This is a genomic window from Micromonospora xinjiangensis, from assembly GCF_056150165.1.
Map to the genome: position 1 here is coordinate 495,820 of NZ_JAXCFO010000001.1, position 12,487 is coordinate 508,306.

The 12,487-nt window shown below is 74.6% G+C and carries 11 protein-coding genes and 1 riboswitch; of the genes, 5 read left to right on the forward strand and 6 right to left on the reverse strand.

Annotated elements, in window-relative coordinates:
- Window positions 1-105: 105 nt before the first annotated feature.
- The 3 genes from pgsA to SM573_RS02480 form a co-directional block, all read right to left on the reverse strand.
- The gene (gene pgsA / locus SM573_RS02470) at window positions 106-708 is read right to left on the reverse strand and encodes a CDP-diacylglycerol--glycerol-3-phosphate 3-phosphatidyltransferase (protein WP_474612424.1); all 603 of its coding nucleotides are present in this window, start codon (window positions 706-708) and stop codon (window positions 106-108) included.
- 74 nt (window positions 709-782) lie between these two features.
- Window positions 783-2,318, reverse strand: a complete 1,536-nt coding sequence (rimO, locus tag SM573_RS02475) for a 30S ribosomal protein S12 methylthiotransferase RimO (RefSeq protein ID WP_474615375.1) — start codon at window positions 2,316-2,318, stop codon at window positions 783-785.
- A 62-nt stretch (window positions 2,319-2,380) separates the two neighbouring features.
- Window positions 2,381-3,304 carry an ornithine cyclodeaminase family protein gene (locus SM573_RS02480; protein WP_474615376.1) on the reverse strand — a complete coding sequence of 308 codons (924 nt, stop codon included), beginning with the start codon at window positions 3,302-3,304 and terminating at the stop codon, window positions 2,381-2,383.
- A gap of 128 nt (window positions 3,305-3,432) precedes the next feature.
- Window positions 3,433-3,500: riboswitch (guanidine-III (ykkC-III) riboswitch) on the forward strand.
- A gap of 60 nt (window positions 3,501-3,560) precedes the next feature.
- Here SM573_RS02480 and SM573_RS02485 point away from each other — a divergent pair.
- A complete protein-coding gene (locus tag SM573_RS02485; RefSeq protein ID WP_474615377.1) occupies window positions 3,561-3,875 on the forward strand; it encodes a DMT family transporter in 315 nt (104 codons plus the stop codon).
- Window positions 3,876-3,999: 124 nt separating this feature from the next.
- The gene (locus SM573_RS02490; RefSeq protein WP_474612428.1) at window positions 4,000-4,242 is read left to right on the forward strand and encodes a hypothetical protein; all 243 of its coding nucleotides are present in this window, start codon (window positions 4,000-4,002) and stop codon (window positions 4,240-4,242) included.
- 91 nt (window positions 4,243-4,333) lie between these two features.
- Here the strand turns inward: SM573_RS02490 and SM573_RS02495 are convergent, their stop codons facing one another.
- Complete coding sequence (locus SM573_RS02495; protein ID WP_474615378.1) at window positions 4,334-4,714, reverse strand: VOC family protein; 381 nt, start codon at window positions 4,712-4,714, stop codon at window positions 4,334-4,336.
- Window positions 4,707-6,986, reverse strand: coding sequence for a DNA translocase FtsK (locus SM573_RS02500; protein ID WP_474615720.1), 2,280 nt, complete (start codon window positions 6,984-6,986; stop codon window positions 4,707-4,709). Before SM573_RS02500 ends, SM573_RS02495 begins: the two co-directional genes overlap by 8 nt.
- Window positions 6,987-7,276: 290 nt before the next feature.
- Between SM573_RS02500 and SM573_RS02505 the strand changes: the two genes are divergently transcribed.
- From SM573_RS02505 to SM573_RS02515, 3 genes are all read left to right on the forward strand, one after another.
- Window positions 7,277-7,756, forward strand: coding sequence for a YbjN domain-containing protein (locus tag SM573_RS02505; protein WP_474615379.1), 480 nt, complete (start codon window positions 7,277-7,279; stop codon window positions 7,754-7,756).
- Complete coding sequence (locus SM573_RS02510; RefSeq protein WP_474615380.1) at window positions 7,753-9,438, forward strand: YbjN domain-containing protein; 1,686 nt, start codon at window positions 7,753-7,755, stop codon at window positions 9,436-9,438. The genes SM573_RS02505 and SM573_RS02510 overlap by 4 nt, the downstream gene beginning before the upstream one ends.
- Before the next feature lie 170 nt (window positions 9,439-9,608).
- Window positions 9,609-10,682 (forward strand): hypothetical protein, encoded by a 1,074-nt coding sequence (locus tag SM573_RS02515; RefSeq protein ID WP_474615381.1) that lies wholly within the window; start codon window positions 9,609-9,611, stop codon window positions 10,680-10,682.
- 83 nt (window positions 10,683-10,765) lie between these two features.
- Here SM573_RS02515 and SM573_RS02520 read toward each other — a convergent pair whose 3' ends face one another.
- Window positions 10,766-12,454, reverse strand: coding sequence for a ribonuclease J (locus tag SM573_RS02520; protein ID WP_474612433.1), 1,689 nt, complete (start codon window positions 12,452-12,454; stop codon window positions 10,766-10,768).
- Window positions 12,455-12,487 lie beyond the last annotated feature (33 nt).

Here is a 12,487-nt window from a genome sequence, read left to right on the forward strand (position 1 = left end):
CCCGCACCGCCGCACCCCGCCCTCCCGCCCGCCCGGTTCGAGGCGGGGGTGGGGCGTGGCGGCTGGGGGCGGGGCAGGGGCGGGGCGGGGTGTGGGGTGGGGTGGTCAGGGCTGTGGGGGGTTGGGGCGGCGTAGGCGGAGCGCCTGGGCCAGGTAGTCGAAGCCGGTGGCCACGGTCACCACCACCGCCGCGCCCATGATCCAGGGGCCGACGGGGGCGAGCGCGGCCGGCATGGGCCAGAGGTACCAGGCGATGGCGAGGATCTGGAGCGCTGTCTTGATCTTGCCGCCTCGGCTGGCCGCGATCACCCCGTGCCGGATCACCCAGAAGCGCATCGCCGTGATGCCCAGCTCACGGAGCAGGATGACCCCGGTGACCCACCAGGGCAGCCGGTCGTACCACGACAGCAGCACCAGCGCGGCGCCGGTGAGCGCCTTGTCCGCGATCGGGTCGGCCACCTTGCCCACCGAGGTGACGAGGCCGAACCGGCGCGCGATCCAGCCGTCCACCAGGTCGGTCACGGAGGCGACCGCGAAGATCAGGCAGGCGGCCATCCGCCAACCGGCGTGGGTCATCGCCGACACGACCACCGTGGCCGCGAACACGGGCACCAGCACCAGCCGCAGCGCGGTCAGCGCGTTGGCCGCGTTGAGCAGTGGCACCGGGGCGACGACCCGGGGCGGCGTGGAGTCCGTCGCCTCGGTCACCGCCACCCCCCGCTCGGGTGGCCGTGGCCCGCGTACCCCACCACCTGGCCCCCCCGCTCCGTCCGGCCCCGCCGTCACCGTGCCGCGCCGGGCGCCGCCGAGATCATCTCATCCGGTACGGCGATCAGATCGACCCCTTCGGTGCCCGTCACCGTGGCGCGTACCAGGTCGCCGGGGCGCAACGCCGCCAGGTCGACGCCGCCGCCCACCGGAGCCACGAGGGTCGTCGACCCGTCGACCTCGGGGGCCTGGTGGGCCGCCCGACCCTCCACCACACCGTCGTCGACCGAGTCGACAAGCACCTCGACGGTCGAGCCGAGCCGCTCCTCCGCCCGCTGTGCGCACAGCTCGTCGGCGAGGGCGCTGAGCTTGTCGTACCGCCGCTTGATGGTGGCGGCGGAGACCTTGCCGGGCAGGCCGGCCGCCTCGGTGCCGTCCTCGTCGCTGTAGTCGAACACGCCGATCGCGTCGAGCCGCGCCTCGGTCAGGAACCGCACGAGCTCGTTGACGTCGGCCCGCGTCTCGCCCGGGAACCCGACGATGAAGTTGCTCCGGGCCCCCGCCTCGGGCGCCAGCGCGCGGGCGCTCGCCAGCAGCTCGAGGAACCGGTCGGTGGAGCCGAACCGCCGCATCCGGCGCAGCACCGGCTCGCTGGAGTGCTGGAAGGACAGGTCGAAGTAGGGGGCGACGCCGGGCGTGGTGGCGATCGCCTCGACCAGGCCCGGTCTGGTCTCCGCCGGCTGGAGGTAGCTGGCCCGCACCCGGACGATGCCGTCGATCGCGGCGAGCTGCGGCAGCAGCTTCTCCAGTGCCCGCGGGTCGCCCAGGTCCTTGCCGTAGGAGGTGGAGTTCTCGCTGACCAGCACCAGCTCCCGGACGCCGGTCTTGGCCAGCCACTCCGCCTCGGCCAGCAGCTCGTCCGGGGTACGCGAGACGAACGCCCCACGGAAGGCGGGGATCGCGCAGAACGCGCAGCGCCGGTCGCAGCCGCTGGCGAGCTTCAGCGAGGCCACCGGGCCGGCGTCGAGCCGGCGGCGCAGCACCGGGCGCAGGTGGGCCGGGGTGTGCTCGTCCGCCTCGATCGCCTCGCGGGTCGGGGTGCCGTGGCCGGGCAGCGACACGGCCGCCTCGCGCCGCTTCACCGGGGTGAGCGGGAGCAGCTCCCGGCGGTCGCGCGGGGTGTGCGCGCCGATCTGCTCGCCGGCGAGCACCGCGTCGAGCCGGGCCGCGATCTCCGGGTAGTCGTCGAAGCTCAGCACCGCCTGCGCCTCGGGCAGGCTGTCGGCCAGCTCACGGCCGTAGCGCTCGGCCATGCAGCCGGCCGCCACCACCTTGGCGCCGGTGTCGGCGGCGGCGAGCAGGGTCTGGATCGAGTCCTGCTTGGCCTTCTCGACGAAGCCGCAGGTGTTGACGACCACCACGTCGGCGCCCTCACCGTCGGTGGTGACCTGCCAGCCGTCGGCGTGCAGCCGGGCGGCGAGCTCCTCCGAGTCGACCTCGTTGCGGGCACAGCCCAGGGTCAGCAGGGCGACGCGGCGGCCCTCGGCGGACGGCTTCGGGTCGCGGCGCGGCGAGGTCACGTGCGCGGAAGGGGAGGTGGCAGACACCATCCGAGGGTACCGGGCCGCGCCGGGGTCCCCGCGCACGGCGGCCGGTCCGGCGGCGGGTGCGCTCAGACCGTCGCCGCGCCGACGCGGACGAGGTGGTCGAGCAGGAAGACCTCGGTGCCGGCGAGACCCACCGAGCAGAAGACCGAGATCTGCTCCGGGGTGGTCCGGCCCGGGACGGCCCCGGCGAGCACCGCGCCCAGGTCGCGCAGCCGATCGGCGTACGGGGGCTCGGCGGCGAGCAGCGGCGGGGAGTACGCGCACGCCTGGGCGGGCGAGTCGGTGACCAGGAGGTGGGCCGCGTCGAGCAGGTCGGCCCCGTGCTCGGCGCGGTCGCGCTGCTTGAAGCCGACGGCGTTGACGTGCGTGCCCGGGGCGAGATCGGCGGCGTCGAGCACCGGCGTGGGGCTGGTGGTGGCGAGGACCACGACGTCCCGGCCGGCCACCGCGGCGGCCGGGTCGCCGAGCGCCCGGGCCGGGATGCCCAGCTCGGCGTGGACCCGGGCGGCGAAGGCCTCCCGCCGGGCCGCCGAGCGGCTGTACACGGTCACCTCGCGCAGCCGGCGCACCGCGGCGGCGGCCCACACCTGCGTCCAGGCCTGCCGTCCGGAGCCGATCACGCCGAGCGTCGCGGCGTCCGGGCGGGCCAGCGCGTCCACCGCGACACCGCCGAGGCCCCCGGTACGGCGGGAGCCCAGCTCCTCGCCGACCGCCACCGCCCGCACCGCGCCGGTCCGACCGTCGTGCAGGACCACGAGCTGCTGGGTCTCCGGGTGGCTGAAGGTGTCGTACGAGCGGTAGCCGTACCACTCGCCGGTCAGGTGGCCGGCGGTCAGCACCATCCGGCCGCCGCCCAGTGACGCCGAGGCCCGCGGCGGGGCGACGAGCCGTCCCTCGTACGCGGCCAGCAGGGCGGCGCGCATCGCATCGACCGTGGTGGCGGCGTCCAGGGCGGCGGACACCTCGGCGTCGGAGAAGAGCAGCGTCATGAACGCCAATACTGCAAGTTGAAGTAAGGTTCAAGTCAACGGCGGGTGGCCGGCTTCACGCCACCCCGGACCGGTGCGGCCGCGGAGCACCGCCGGGTCACCCGCCGCCGGTGGTGCTACCGTCGGGTCCGGTGGCTCCATCGGGGCCACCCCGGACGAGCGGTGGGCGTACCCGGTCAGGCGAAGACGCCCCGACAGGTGAACCCGACTCGTCCCGGCCCGCGCGGTCCGGGCGCTGCACGCAGAGGTGACGGCGATGGCGTGGATCGTTCTTGTGCTCTCCGGCCTGCTCGAGACGGCGTGGGCGGTCGCCCTGGACCGCAGCGCCGGGTTCAGTCGACCCCTGCCCTCGGTGGTCTTCGCGGTGACCCTGGTGCTCAGCATGGCCGGCCTGGCGTACGCGCTGCGGGAGATCCCGGTCGGCACCGGGTACGCCGTCTGGGTCGGCATCGGCGCGGTCGGCACCGCACTGGTCGGCATGCTCGCGCTGCACGAACCGGCCAGCCTGCCGCGCGTCGCCTGCCTGTTCCTCGTGGTCGCCGGTGTGGTCGGCCTAAAGTTCTTCAGCTGACGGCACCCGGGTGGTCCGGCCGTCGACGGGTCCGGACGACCGGTATCGACCCGGGTGCGTATCTCCGGAGCGGACTGGGTAGTGATCGGCCGACCGTCAAGGGCACTCACCCACGGAGGACGTCATGGCCGACATTCCCACCGCCCGCCCGCGCAGCAACGCGGCCCGCGTCTGCACGATCCTGGGCTTCGTCTTCGCCGTGCTCGCGCTGTTCCTGTCCCCGCTGATCTTCGGTGTCGTCGGCCTGGTCCTCGGCATCGTCGGCGCGGTCCTCGGCGACAAGCCGCTCGGCTGGTACGCGGCCGCGGCCAGCGTGATCGGCGCGATCCTCGGTTTCGTGATCGCCGCCGCGATCATCAACTCCTGATCCGGCCGACCTCGGGCCCGCCGGCCGACCCCGGCGGGCCCGTCGCGTCCACGGCCCCCGGCGGCGCGTCCGTGCGCCGTACGGCGAGCGGTCAGCCCCGGTCGGCCAGGATGACCCGGTTGCCGTCGGGGTCGAGCACGACCGCCATCCGCTCCCCCCACGGCTGTGCCGCCGGCTCGGCCACCACCGGCACACCGGCGGACCGCAAACGGTCGGTGGCGGCGGCGCAGTCTGCCACGTACACCCAGAGCGTCACCCGGTCGTTGGCCAGCCGGCCCGGCTCCTCCTGCCGCCCGAGGCCGAGCTGACCCGCGCCGACCCGCAGCCCGACGTACGCCGGCTCACCGGCCTCCGGGAACCGGTAGGTCACCGCGCCCCCGAGCAGGCCCCGGTAGAACCGCAGCGCCGCCGGCAGGTCGCCGCTCGTGAGGATGGGGAACAGCTCCTCGGCCAGGGGCTCGCCGTCAGTCATCGGCGCCCCTGATGCCGGCCAGGACCTCCTCCAGCTCGTCCGGCTTGACCAGCACGTCGCGCGCCTTGGAGCCCTCGGACGGGCCGACCACGCCCCGGGTCTCCATCAGGTCCATGAGCCGGCCGGCCTTCGCGAAGCCCACCCGCAGCTTGCGCTGGAGCATCGACGTGGAGCCGAACTGCGAGGTGACGACCAGCTCGACCGCCTGCAGCAGCAGGTCGAGGTCGTCGCCGATGTCCTCGTCGATCTTCTTCTTGCTCTCCTGCGCCACGGTCAGCACGTCCGAGCGGAACTCCGGCTCGCGCTGGTCCTTGCAGAACTTCACCACGTCGGTGATCTCGCGCTCGGTCACCCAGGCGCCCTGGATCCGGATGGGCTTCGAGGCGCCCATCGGCAGGAAGAGCCCGTCACCGCGGCCGAGCAGCTTCTCCGCGCCCGGCTGGTCGAGGATGACCCGCGAGTCGGCCAGCGACGACGTGGCGAACGCGAGCCGGGACGGCACGTTCGCCTTGATGAGACCGGTCACCACGTCGACCGAGGGCCGCTGGGTGGCGAGCACCAGGTGGATGCCGGCGGCCCGGGCGAGCTGCGTGATGCGGACGATCGAGTCCTCCACGTCGCGCGGGGCGACCATCATGAGGTCGGCCAGCTCGTCCACGATCACCAGCAGGTACGGGTAGGGCCGCATCTCCCGCTCGCTGCCCGGCGGGGCCTTGATCTCGCCGTTGCGCACCTTGCGGTTGAAGTCGTCGATGTGCCGCACCCCGTTGGCGGCGAGGTCGTCGTAGCGCATGTCCATCTCGCGGACGACCCACTCCAGCGAGTCGGCCGCCTTCTTCGCGTTCGTCACGATCGGCGTGACGAGGTGCGGGATGCCCTCGTAGCCGGTCATCTCGACGCGCTTCGGGTCGATGAGCAGCAGCCGCACCTCGTCCGGCGTGGCCCGGGTGAGGATCGACACGAGCAGCGAGTTCAGGCAGGACGACTTGCCCGCGCCCGTCGCGCCGGCGATCAGGATGTGCGGCATCTTGGCCAGGTTGGCCACCACGTAGCCGCCCTCGATGTCCTTGCCGAGCGCCACGACCATCGGGTGGTGGTCGCTGGTCGCGGCCCGGGACCGCAGCACGTCGCCGAGGGCCACGTTCTCCGGGTCGGCGTTGGGGATCTCCACGCCCACCGCGCTCTTGCCGGGGATCGGGCTGAGGATCCGCACGTCCGGCGACTTCACCGCGTACGCGATGTTGCGCGAGAGCTGCGTGATCCGCTCCACCTTCACGCCCGGGCCCAGCTCGACCTCGTAGCGGGTCACCGTCGGGCCGCGCGTGAAGCCGGTAACGGCGGCGTCCACGTCGAACTGCTCGAACACCCCGGTGAGGGCGGCGATCACCTCGTCGTTGGCCTTGCTCCTGGTCTTCGGGGCGGCACCGCTGCCGAGCAGGTTGGCGGGGGGCAGGGTGTAGTCGCCCGCCATCCCGGTCAGGGCGAGCTGTTCGGCCCGGGTGGGCAACGGCGAGTGCTCCGGCGGTTCGACCGGCTTGCGGCTGGCCGGCACCTTCGTCGGTGGCGTGCGGGTCAGTACGAGCGTCTCCTGCAGGTCGACGCCCTCGATGTCCTCGAAGTCCTCCGGGTCGACCGGCGGCGGGGTCCGCTTCGCCGGCCGCTTCCGCGCCGGCCTGGCCGGGGCCTCCTCGGCCTCCTCCTCCTTGCCCGGCGCCGCGACGAGGGTGCCGGCCAGCAGGCCGAGCCGCTCCGGGATCTTGTTGATGGGCGTGGCGGTGACCACCAGCAGGCCGAACAGGAGCAGCAGCACCAGCAGCGGCATCGCGACCCAGGCAGTGACCGCCCGTTCGAGCAGGCTGCCGATCCCCGCGCCGAGCAACCCTCCGGCGTAGTCGCGTTGGATCGTGTCGACGGGGTGCTGTCCGATGTGCAGCATCGCCGCGGTCGCCAGCAGCATCGAGCCCCAGCCGACCAGTCCCCGGCCGCGGTGCTGCGGATCGCCGGGCTGGCGCATCAGGCGCCACGCGCCGATGGCGAGCAGCACCGGCACGACCACGGAGATCGCCCCGAGGAAGAGCCGGACCGTGTCGGCGAGCCGCTCCCCCACCGGGCCGGCGCCGGAGAACCAGATCCCCACCGCGCTGAGCAGCGCCAGGCCGAACAGCAGCAGCCCGGCACCGTCACGGCGGTGCTCCGGATCCAGGTCGCGGGCCGTCGCCGCCTGCCGGCCGGCGGCCCGTACCGCCCAGCCCAGGCCGTGTGCCACGCCCATCCACAGGGCACCGAGCGCTCGTCCGATGTAGACGGCCGGGCCCGGTCGGGTCGGCCGGGTGCGGCGGCGGACCGCCGCGCGTGTGGTCTTCTTCGCCGGCTGGCGGGCGCGGCTGTTCGTCGCACCGCGCGGCGACGCGCCGCGCCGCCGGCTCGCCTGAGAGGTACGGCCCGCCATAGCATCACCGTAACGGCGCGGCCCGGTGGATCGCCGCTTTTCCGGGTCGTGTCCGCGCGTCGCAGCACGGACTCCGCCGCATGCCGTGATATCTGCCTCAGAAGGGATGCCCGATGGCGTCGCCGGGAATCGAGGACGGTCCGGACGACCCCCTGGCCGGGCACCCGCGGCGGCTGCGACCGCTGACCCACGAGCTGATCGCCGCGGTGCTGGGCAGCCGGGGGTACGCCGTGACCGCCGACGCCGACGGTGACTTCGTGGGCCGCTGGGACGACGACCTGATCTGGTTCCTGCGGCTGGGGGAGGCCGGCGAGCTGCTCCAGATCCGCACCATGGCGGCGCCGACCTTCCGGATCGAGCACGTCCCGGCCCTGCACGAGTTCTGCAACGCGTGGAACCACGACCGGCTCTGGCCGAAGGCGTTCGTGCACGTCGACGACGACGGCCGCGCCCGGGTCTGCGGCGAGGTGATCGCCGACCTGGAACGCGGCGTCACCCCGCACCAGCTCGACCAGCTGCTCGACTGCGGCATCACCACCGGCTGCCAGCTCGCCGCCGAGGTGCGCCGGCTTCCCGGCGGAGCGGCACGGTGAGCGGTCGCGACGAGCGAGGCGCCGGAGCGTTGGGCGCGCCCGGCTGGGCGGGGCGGGGCGAGCGGCGGCCCGGGCCCCTCGACGGGCTCGACCTGATCGGCCGCGCCCGCGGGCCGGTGGCCCGGGACCGGGAGCTGGTCGCCGCGCTCACCGAGGCGCTCGACCTGCCCGACGGGCCGGCCCGGCTGGTGGAGCTGGAACGGATCGCCGCCGAGGCCGACGCGGCCGGCGACGACCGGTCCGCCGTGGACGCCCGGCTCGCGCTGGTCGAGGCCGCCCTGTTGCACGGCGAGCGGTGGCGGCTCGTCGAGCCGGTACGCCGCTGCCTGGCCGTCCTCGACCGCCGCCCCGGCCTCCTGAGCGACACCGAGGTCGCGGCGTTGACGCGCTACCAGCGCTACGCGATCGAGGCGCTGCTGGGCACCCCGCGCGTCGGGCTGGACCAGGCGCGGTCCGTCGACGATTTCGCCCGCCGGGTCGGCGCCGACGCCGAGGCGGTGGCCGAGCTGCGCTGCCGGATCGCCGACCACCTCGGCGACGAGCCGACCGCCCGCGAGTGGTACGCCCGCTGGACGACCGCCGAGCCCGGGCCCGAGGGCGGCTGCCCCGGTTGCGCGCCGGCCCGCCGGGCCGAACTGCTCGCCGCCTGGGGCGACCCGGCCGCCGCGCTGGCCGAGCTGCGGGACGTCCTCGACGGCGGGGTCGACTGCACCGACCAGCCGGAACGCGCCCTCACCGCGGCGTTGCTGCCGTGGCTGCGGCTGGGCGAGCCGGAGCGCGCCGCGGCGGCGCACGTGCGGGCGTACCGGCGGCACCGTCGCGAACGCGCCGCCTTCCCGCACCTCGCCACCCACCTGCGCTTCTGCGCGCTCGCCGGGCACCCGGGCCGGGGACTGGACCTCCTCGCCGAGCAGCTCCCCCGGCTCGACCAGCCACACGACGATCTCTCCGCGATGGAGTTCGCCGCCGCCGGGGCGATGGTCTGTGCCCTCGCCGTCGAGACCGGGCTCGGCGGGAGGATCGTGCGCCGGCCCGCGTACGGGGACCGGCCGGCCGCCGACCTCGACGTCGCGACGCTCGGCACGCTGCTGCTCGGCCTCGCCACCGAGCTGGCCGGCAGCTTCGACGCCCGCAACGGGTCCGGGCACCAGTCCGGCCGCATCGCCGCCTGGCTTGCCGAGCGACCGGTGGCGACGCCGGTGCCGCTCCCCGCCGACGACGCCCCACCCGACGAGGCGGAGGAGGTCGCGCCGGACGAGGGCGGGCCGGCCGAGCTGGAACCCGCGCCGCTGACCCTGTCGATGATCACCGCTGTGCTGGACCGCCGCGGTGACCGGTACGCGGTGGAGCCCGGCGCGACCGTGGTGGGCCGGTGGGGCGAGGCGGTGATCCAGTTCCGGCAGCTCGGCGAGCGGGGCGAGATCCTGCACACCCGGGCCCTCGCCACCCGCCGGCTACCGGCCGCCCGGCGTGGCGAGGCGTACGCCTTCTGCAACGCCTGGAACCACGACCGGCTGCTGCCGAAGGCGTACGTGCACGACCTCGGCGGCGAGCTGGTGCTGGCCGGCGACGTGAGCACCGACCTCGCCCACGGGGTCGCCCCGGCGCAGCTCGCGGTGCTGGTGAACGCCGCGATCACGACCGGCGTCGCGTACGCGGAGGCGGCGGCCGCCCTGCCCTGACCGCTGGCTCCTCGGTCGCTCGCCGCCCGGGTGCGCGGAACAGGTCGGGCACCGGCACGGCCCGGCCTCCGTCGAGAGCGGGTACAGCCGCATTTCCGACACCGGCGCAACCCGGCGCCGGCCCCGGGCGTGGCATCTGCACCTCGTACCCGACCAAGGGGGCCACCACCATGACACGCCTGTTCCGCGCCGCAGCCACCGGCGCCCTGCTCACCCTCCTCGCCGCCGCGCCCGTCGCGGCCGCCCCGGCGCCGTCGGCCTCGCCGACCACCTCGCCGCATGCCCCGGCCGTGCGCGCGCTGGCGGAGCACGTCTTCCTCAACGGGGATCCGTGGCGGCCGTCGGCGCCGCTCGTCGTCACCCTCGTCAACGAGGGGCGCACGGCCACGGCGGGCTCCTTCGTGCTGCGCCTGCCGGCCGGCGTGGACCTGACCGGAGAGGAGTGCCGTCCGCCGACCGGCTCACCGCCGGCCTGGACGTGCGGCGGCGCGGAGCTGCCGCCGGGCGGCCGCAGGACGTATCGGCTGACCCTCACCTCCGGCACCGGGGAGCCGGTGTTCGGCGTCTCCGCCTGGGGCTCGGTCGCCGGCCGCGACGCCGCCGGCCGCACCGCCCCGCCGACGGAGTTCCGGGTCAACTGGCCCGACCGGACGTCGCTGCGGCTGCGGGCGACCGCCGGCCCGACCGTCGGCGGCCAGGCCACCGTGACGGTCGCAGTGACCAACACCGGCGCCTTCGCCGTCGGCGGATACTCCCTGAACCTCCGCACCGGGGACGGCGTGAGCGTCGTCAGCCCCCGGTGCTCCGACAGCGGCCGGATGAACGGCGTGGGCTGCGAGCTCCCCCGTGGCCAGCTGGGCGTCGGGGCCACGGACACGGTGACGGTGTACCTGACGGCGCCCGCCCGTACCCGGACGATCCAGCTCCATCTCGCGCCGACGACGCGGTGGACCAACCCGGACACCTCGCTCACCCTGCGGCTCGCGCCCGCCTCGGGCACCGGCGGCGGGAGCACACCCTCGTCCGGAACCGGCGCGCCCCCGCCGACCGACGACCCGACGGCGAGCGAGACGCCGACCGCCGAGCCGACGCCGACCGGCACCGCCGTGTCGGGCGGCACGGGGAACGGGCCACTGCCCCGGACCGGGTCGGCCGCCGTCACGTGGGCGCTGGCGGGCACGGCGCTGGTGGCCTTCGGCGTCGCCCTGCTGCTCGGCGTACGACGCCGGCTCGCCCGGCACTGAGCACCTTCGCGCCGGTACGACTCGGGCCGGCCGCCGACGTGCACGGGGACGCCGGCGGCCGGCCCGGCCACGAGTGGGAGTGGTCAGACCTCGACCACGGTCGGCACGATCATCGGCCGCCGGCGGTACGCGTCGTTGACCCAGCGGCCGACCGTGCGGCGGACGATCTGCTGGAGCTGGTGCGGGTCGGTGATCCCGTCCGCGGCGGCCCGGTTGAGCGCCTCGGTGATCAACGGGATCACCGCGTTGAACACCTCAGGGTCCTCCGAGAAGCCCTTCGCGGAGACGGTCGGACCGGCGGCCACCTTGCCGGTGACGGAGTCCACCACCACGGTGGCCGCGATGAAACCGCCGTCGCCGAGGATCCGCCGCTCGGTCAGCAGCGACTCGCTCACGTCGCCGACGGCGAGCCCGTCGACGTAGACGTACCGGCTCTTCACGTGGCCGACCAGGCTGGCCCGGCCCTCGACCAGGTCCACGACGTCGCCGTCCTCGCAGAGCACCACCCGGTCGGGGGCGACTCCGGACTCCACACCGAGGCGCGCGTGGGCGCGCAGGTGCCGCCACTCGCCGTGCACCGGCATCAGGTTGCTCGGACGCACCACGTTCAGCAGGTAGAGCAGCTCACCGGCGGGAGCGTGCCCGGAGACGTGCACCTTCGCCACGTCCTTGTGCACGACCACCGCGCCGGCCCGGGCCAGCCGGTTGATCACCCGGTAGACGGAGGTCTCGTTGCCGGGCACCAGCGAGGAGGCGAGCACCACGGTGTCGCCGGGGGCGATGGTGATGTGGCGGTGGTCGCCACTGGCCATCCGGCCCAGCGCGCTCATCGGCTCGCCCTGAGAGCCGGTGGACATCAGCACGATCTGTTCCGGCGGCAGGGTGGTCGCCTCCTCCAGCCCGACCACGAGGCCGGGCGGGATGTTGAGCAGGCCCAGGTCGCGGGCGATACCCATGTTGCGTACCATCGACCGGCCGATGAGGGCCACCTTGCGGCCGTGCTCGGCCGCCGAGTCCATCACCTGCTGCACCCGGTGCACGTGGGAGGCGAAGGAGGCCACGATGATCCGGCCACGCGCCTTGGCGAAGATCGAGTCGAGCACCGGGCCGATCTCCCGCTCCGGGGTGACGAAGCCGGGGATCTCCGCGTTGGTGGAGTCGGACAGGAGCAGGTCCACGCCCTCGGCGCCGAGCCGGGCGAAACCGGCGAGGTCGGTGATCCGCCCGTCCAGCGGGAGCTGGTCCATCTTGAAGTCGCCGGTGTGCAGCACCAGGCCGGCGGGCGTACGCACGGCCACCGCGAGCGCGTCCGGGATCGAGTGGTTCACCGCGAAGAACTCGCACTCGAAGGGGCCCAGCCGCTCCCGGCCGCCCTCCCGCACGGTCAGCGTGTAGGGCTGGATCCGCCGCTCGGCGAGCTTCGCCTCGACCAGGGCGAGGGTGAACTGCGAACCGACGAGCGGGATGTCCGGCTTGTGGGCGAGCAGGTACGGGACGGCACCGATGTGGTCCTCGTGGCCGTGGGTGAGCACGATCGCCTGCACATCGTCGAGGCGGTCCAGGATCGGCCCGAAGTCGGGCAGGATCAGGTCCACGCCGGGCTGCTCGACGTCCGGGAAGAGCACCCCGCAGTCGATCACGAGCAGCTTGCCGTCGTACTCGAAGACGGTCATGTTCCGACCGATGGCGCCGAGCCCGCCGAGCGGGATGATCCGCAGTCCGCCCTCCGGCAGCGGTGGGGGGAGTTCCGCCTCGATGTGCGCCTCGGTCACGCGTTCACCTCATTCTGGGACGCCGTCACCGGG

What these genes read in the sequence shown, in the direction of transcription:
- rimO (WP_474615375.1), bottom strand. Translation starts at nt 2,318, where the DNA reads ATGGTGTCTGCCACCTCCCCTTCCGCGCACGTGACCTCGCCGCGCCGC.
- SM573_RS02480 (WP_474615376.1), bottom strand. Translation starts at nt 3,304, where the DNA reads ATGACGCTGCTCTTCTCCGACGCCGAGGTGTCCGCCGCCCTGGACGCC.
- SM573_RS02485 (WP_474615377.1), top strand. Translation starts at nt 3,561, where the DNA reads ATGGCGTGGATCGTTCTTGTGCTCTCCGGCCTGCTCGAGACGGCGTGG.
- SM573_RS02490 (WP_474612428.1), top strand. Translation starts at nt 4,000, where the DNA reads ATGGCCGACATTCCCACCGCCCGCCCGCGCAGCAACGCGGCCCGCGTC.
- SM573_RS02495 (WP_474615378.1), bottom strand. Translation starts at nt 4,714, where the DNA reads ATGACTGACGGCGAGCCCCTGGCCGAGGAGCTGTTCCCCATCCTCACG.
- SM573_RS02500 (WP_474615720.1), bottom strand. Translation starts at nt 6,986, where the DNA reads ATGGGCGTGGCACACGGCCTGGGCTGGGCGGTACGGGCCGCCGGCCGG.
- SM573_RS02505 (WP_474615379.1), top strand. Translation starts at nt 7,277, where the DNA reads ATGGCGTCGCCGGGAATCGAGGACGGTCCGGACGACCCCCTGGCCGGG.
- SM573_RS02515 (WP_474615381.1), top strand. Translation starts at nt 9,609, where the DNA reads ATGACACGCCTGTTCCGCGCCGCAGCCACCGGCGCCCTGCTCACCCTC.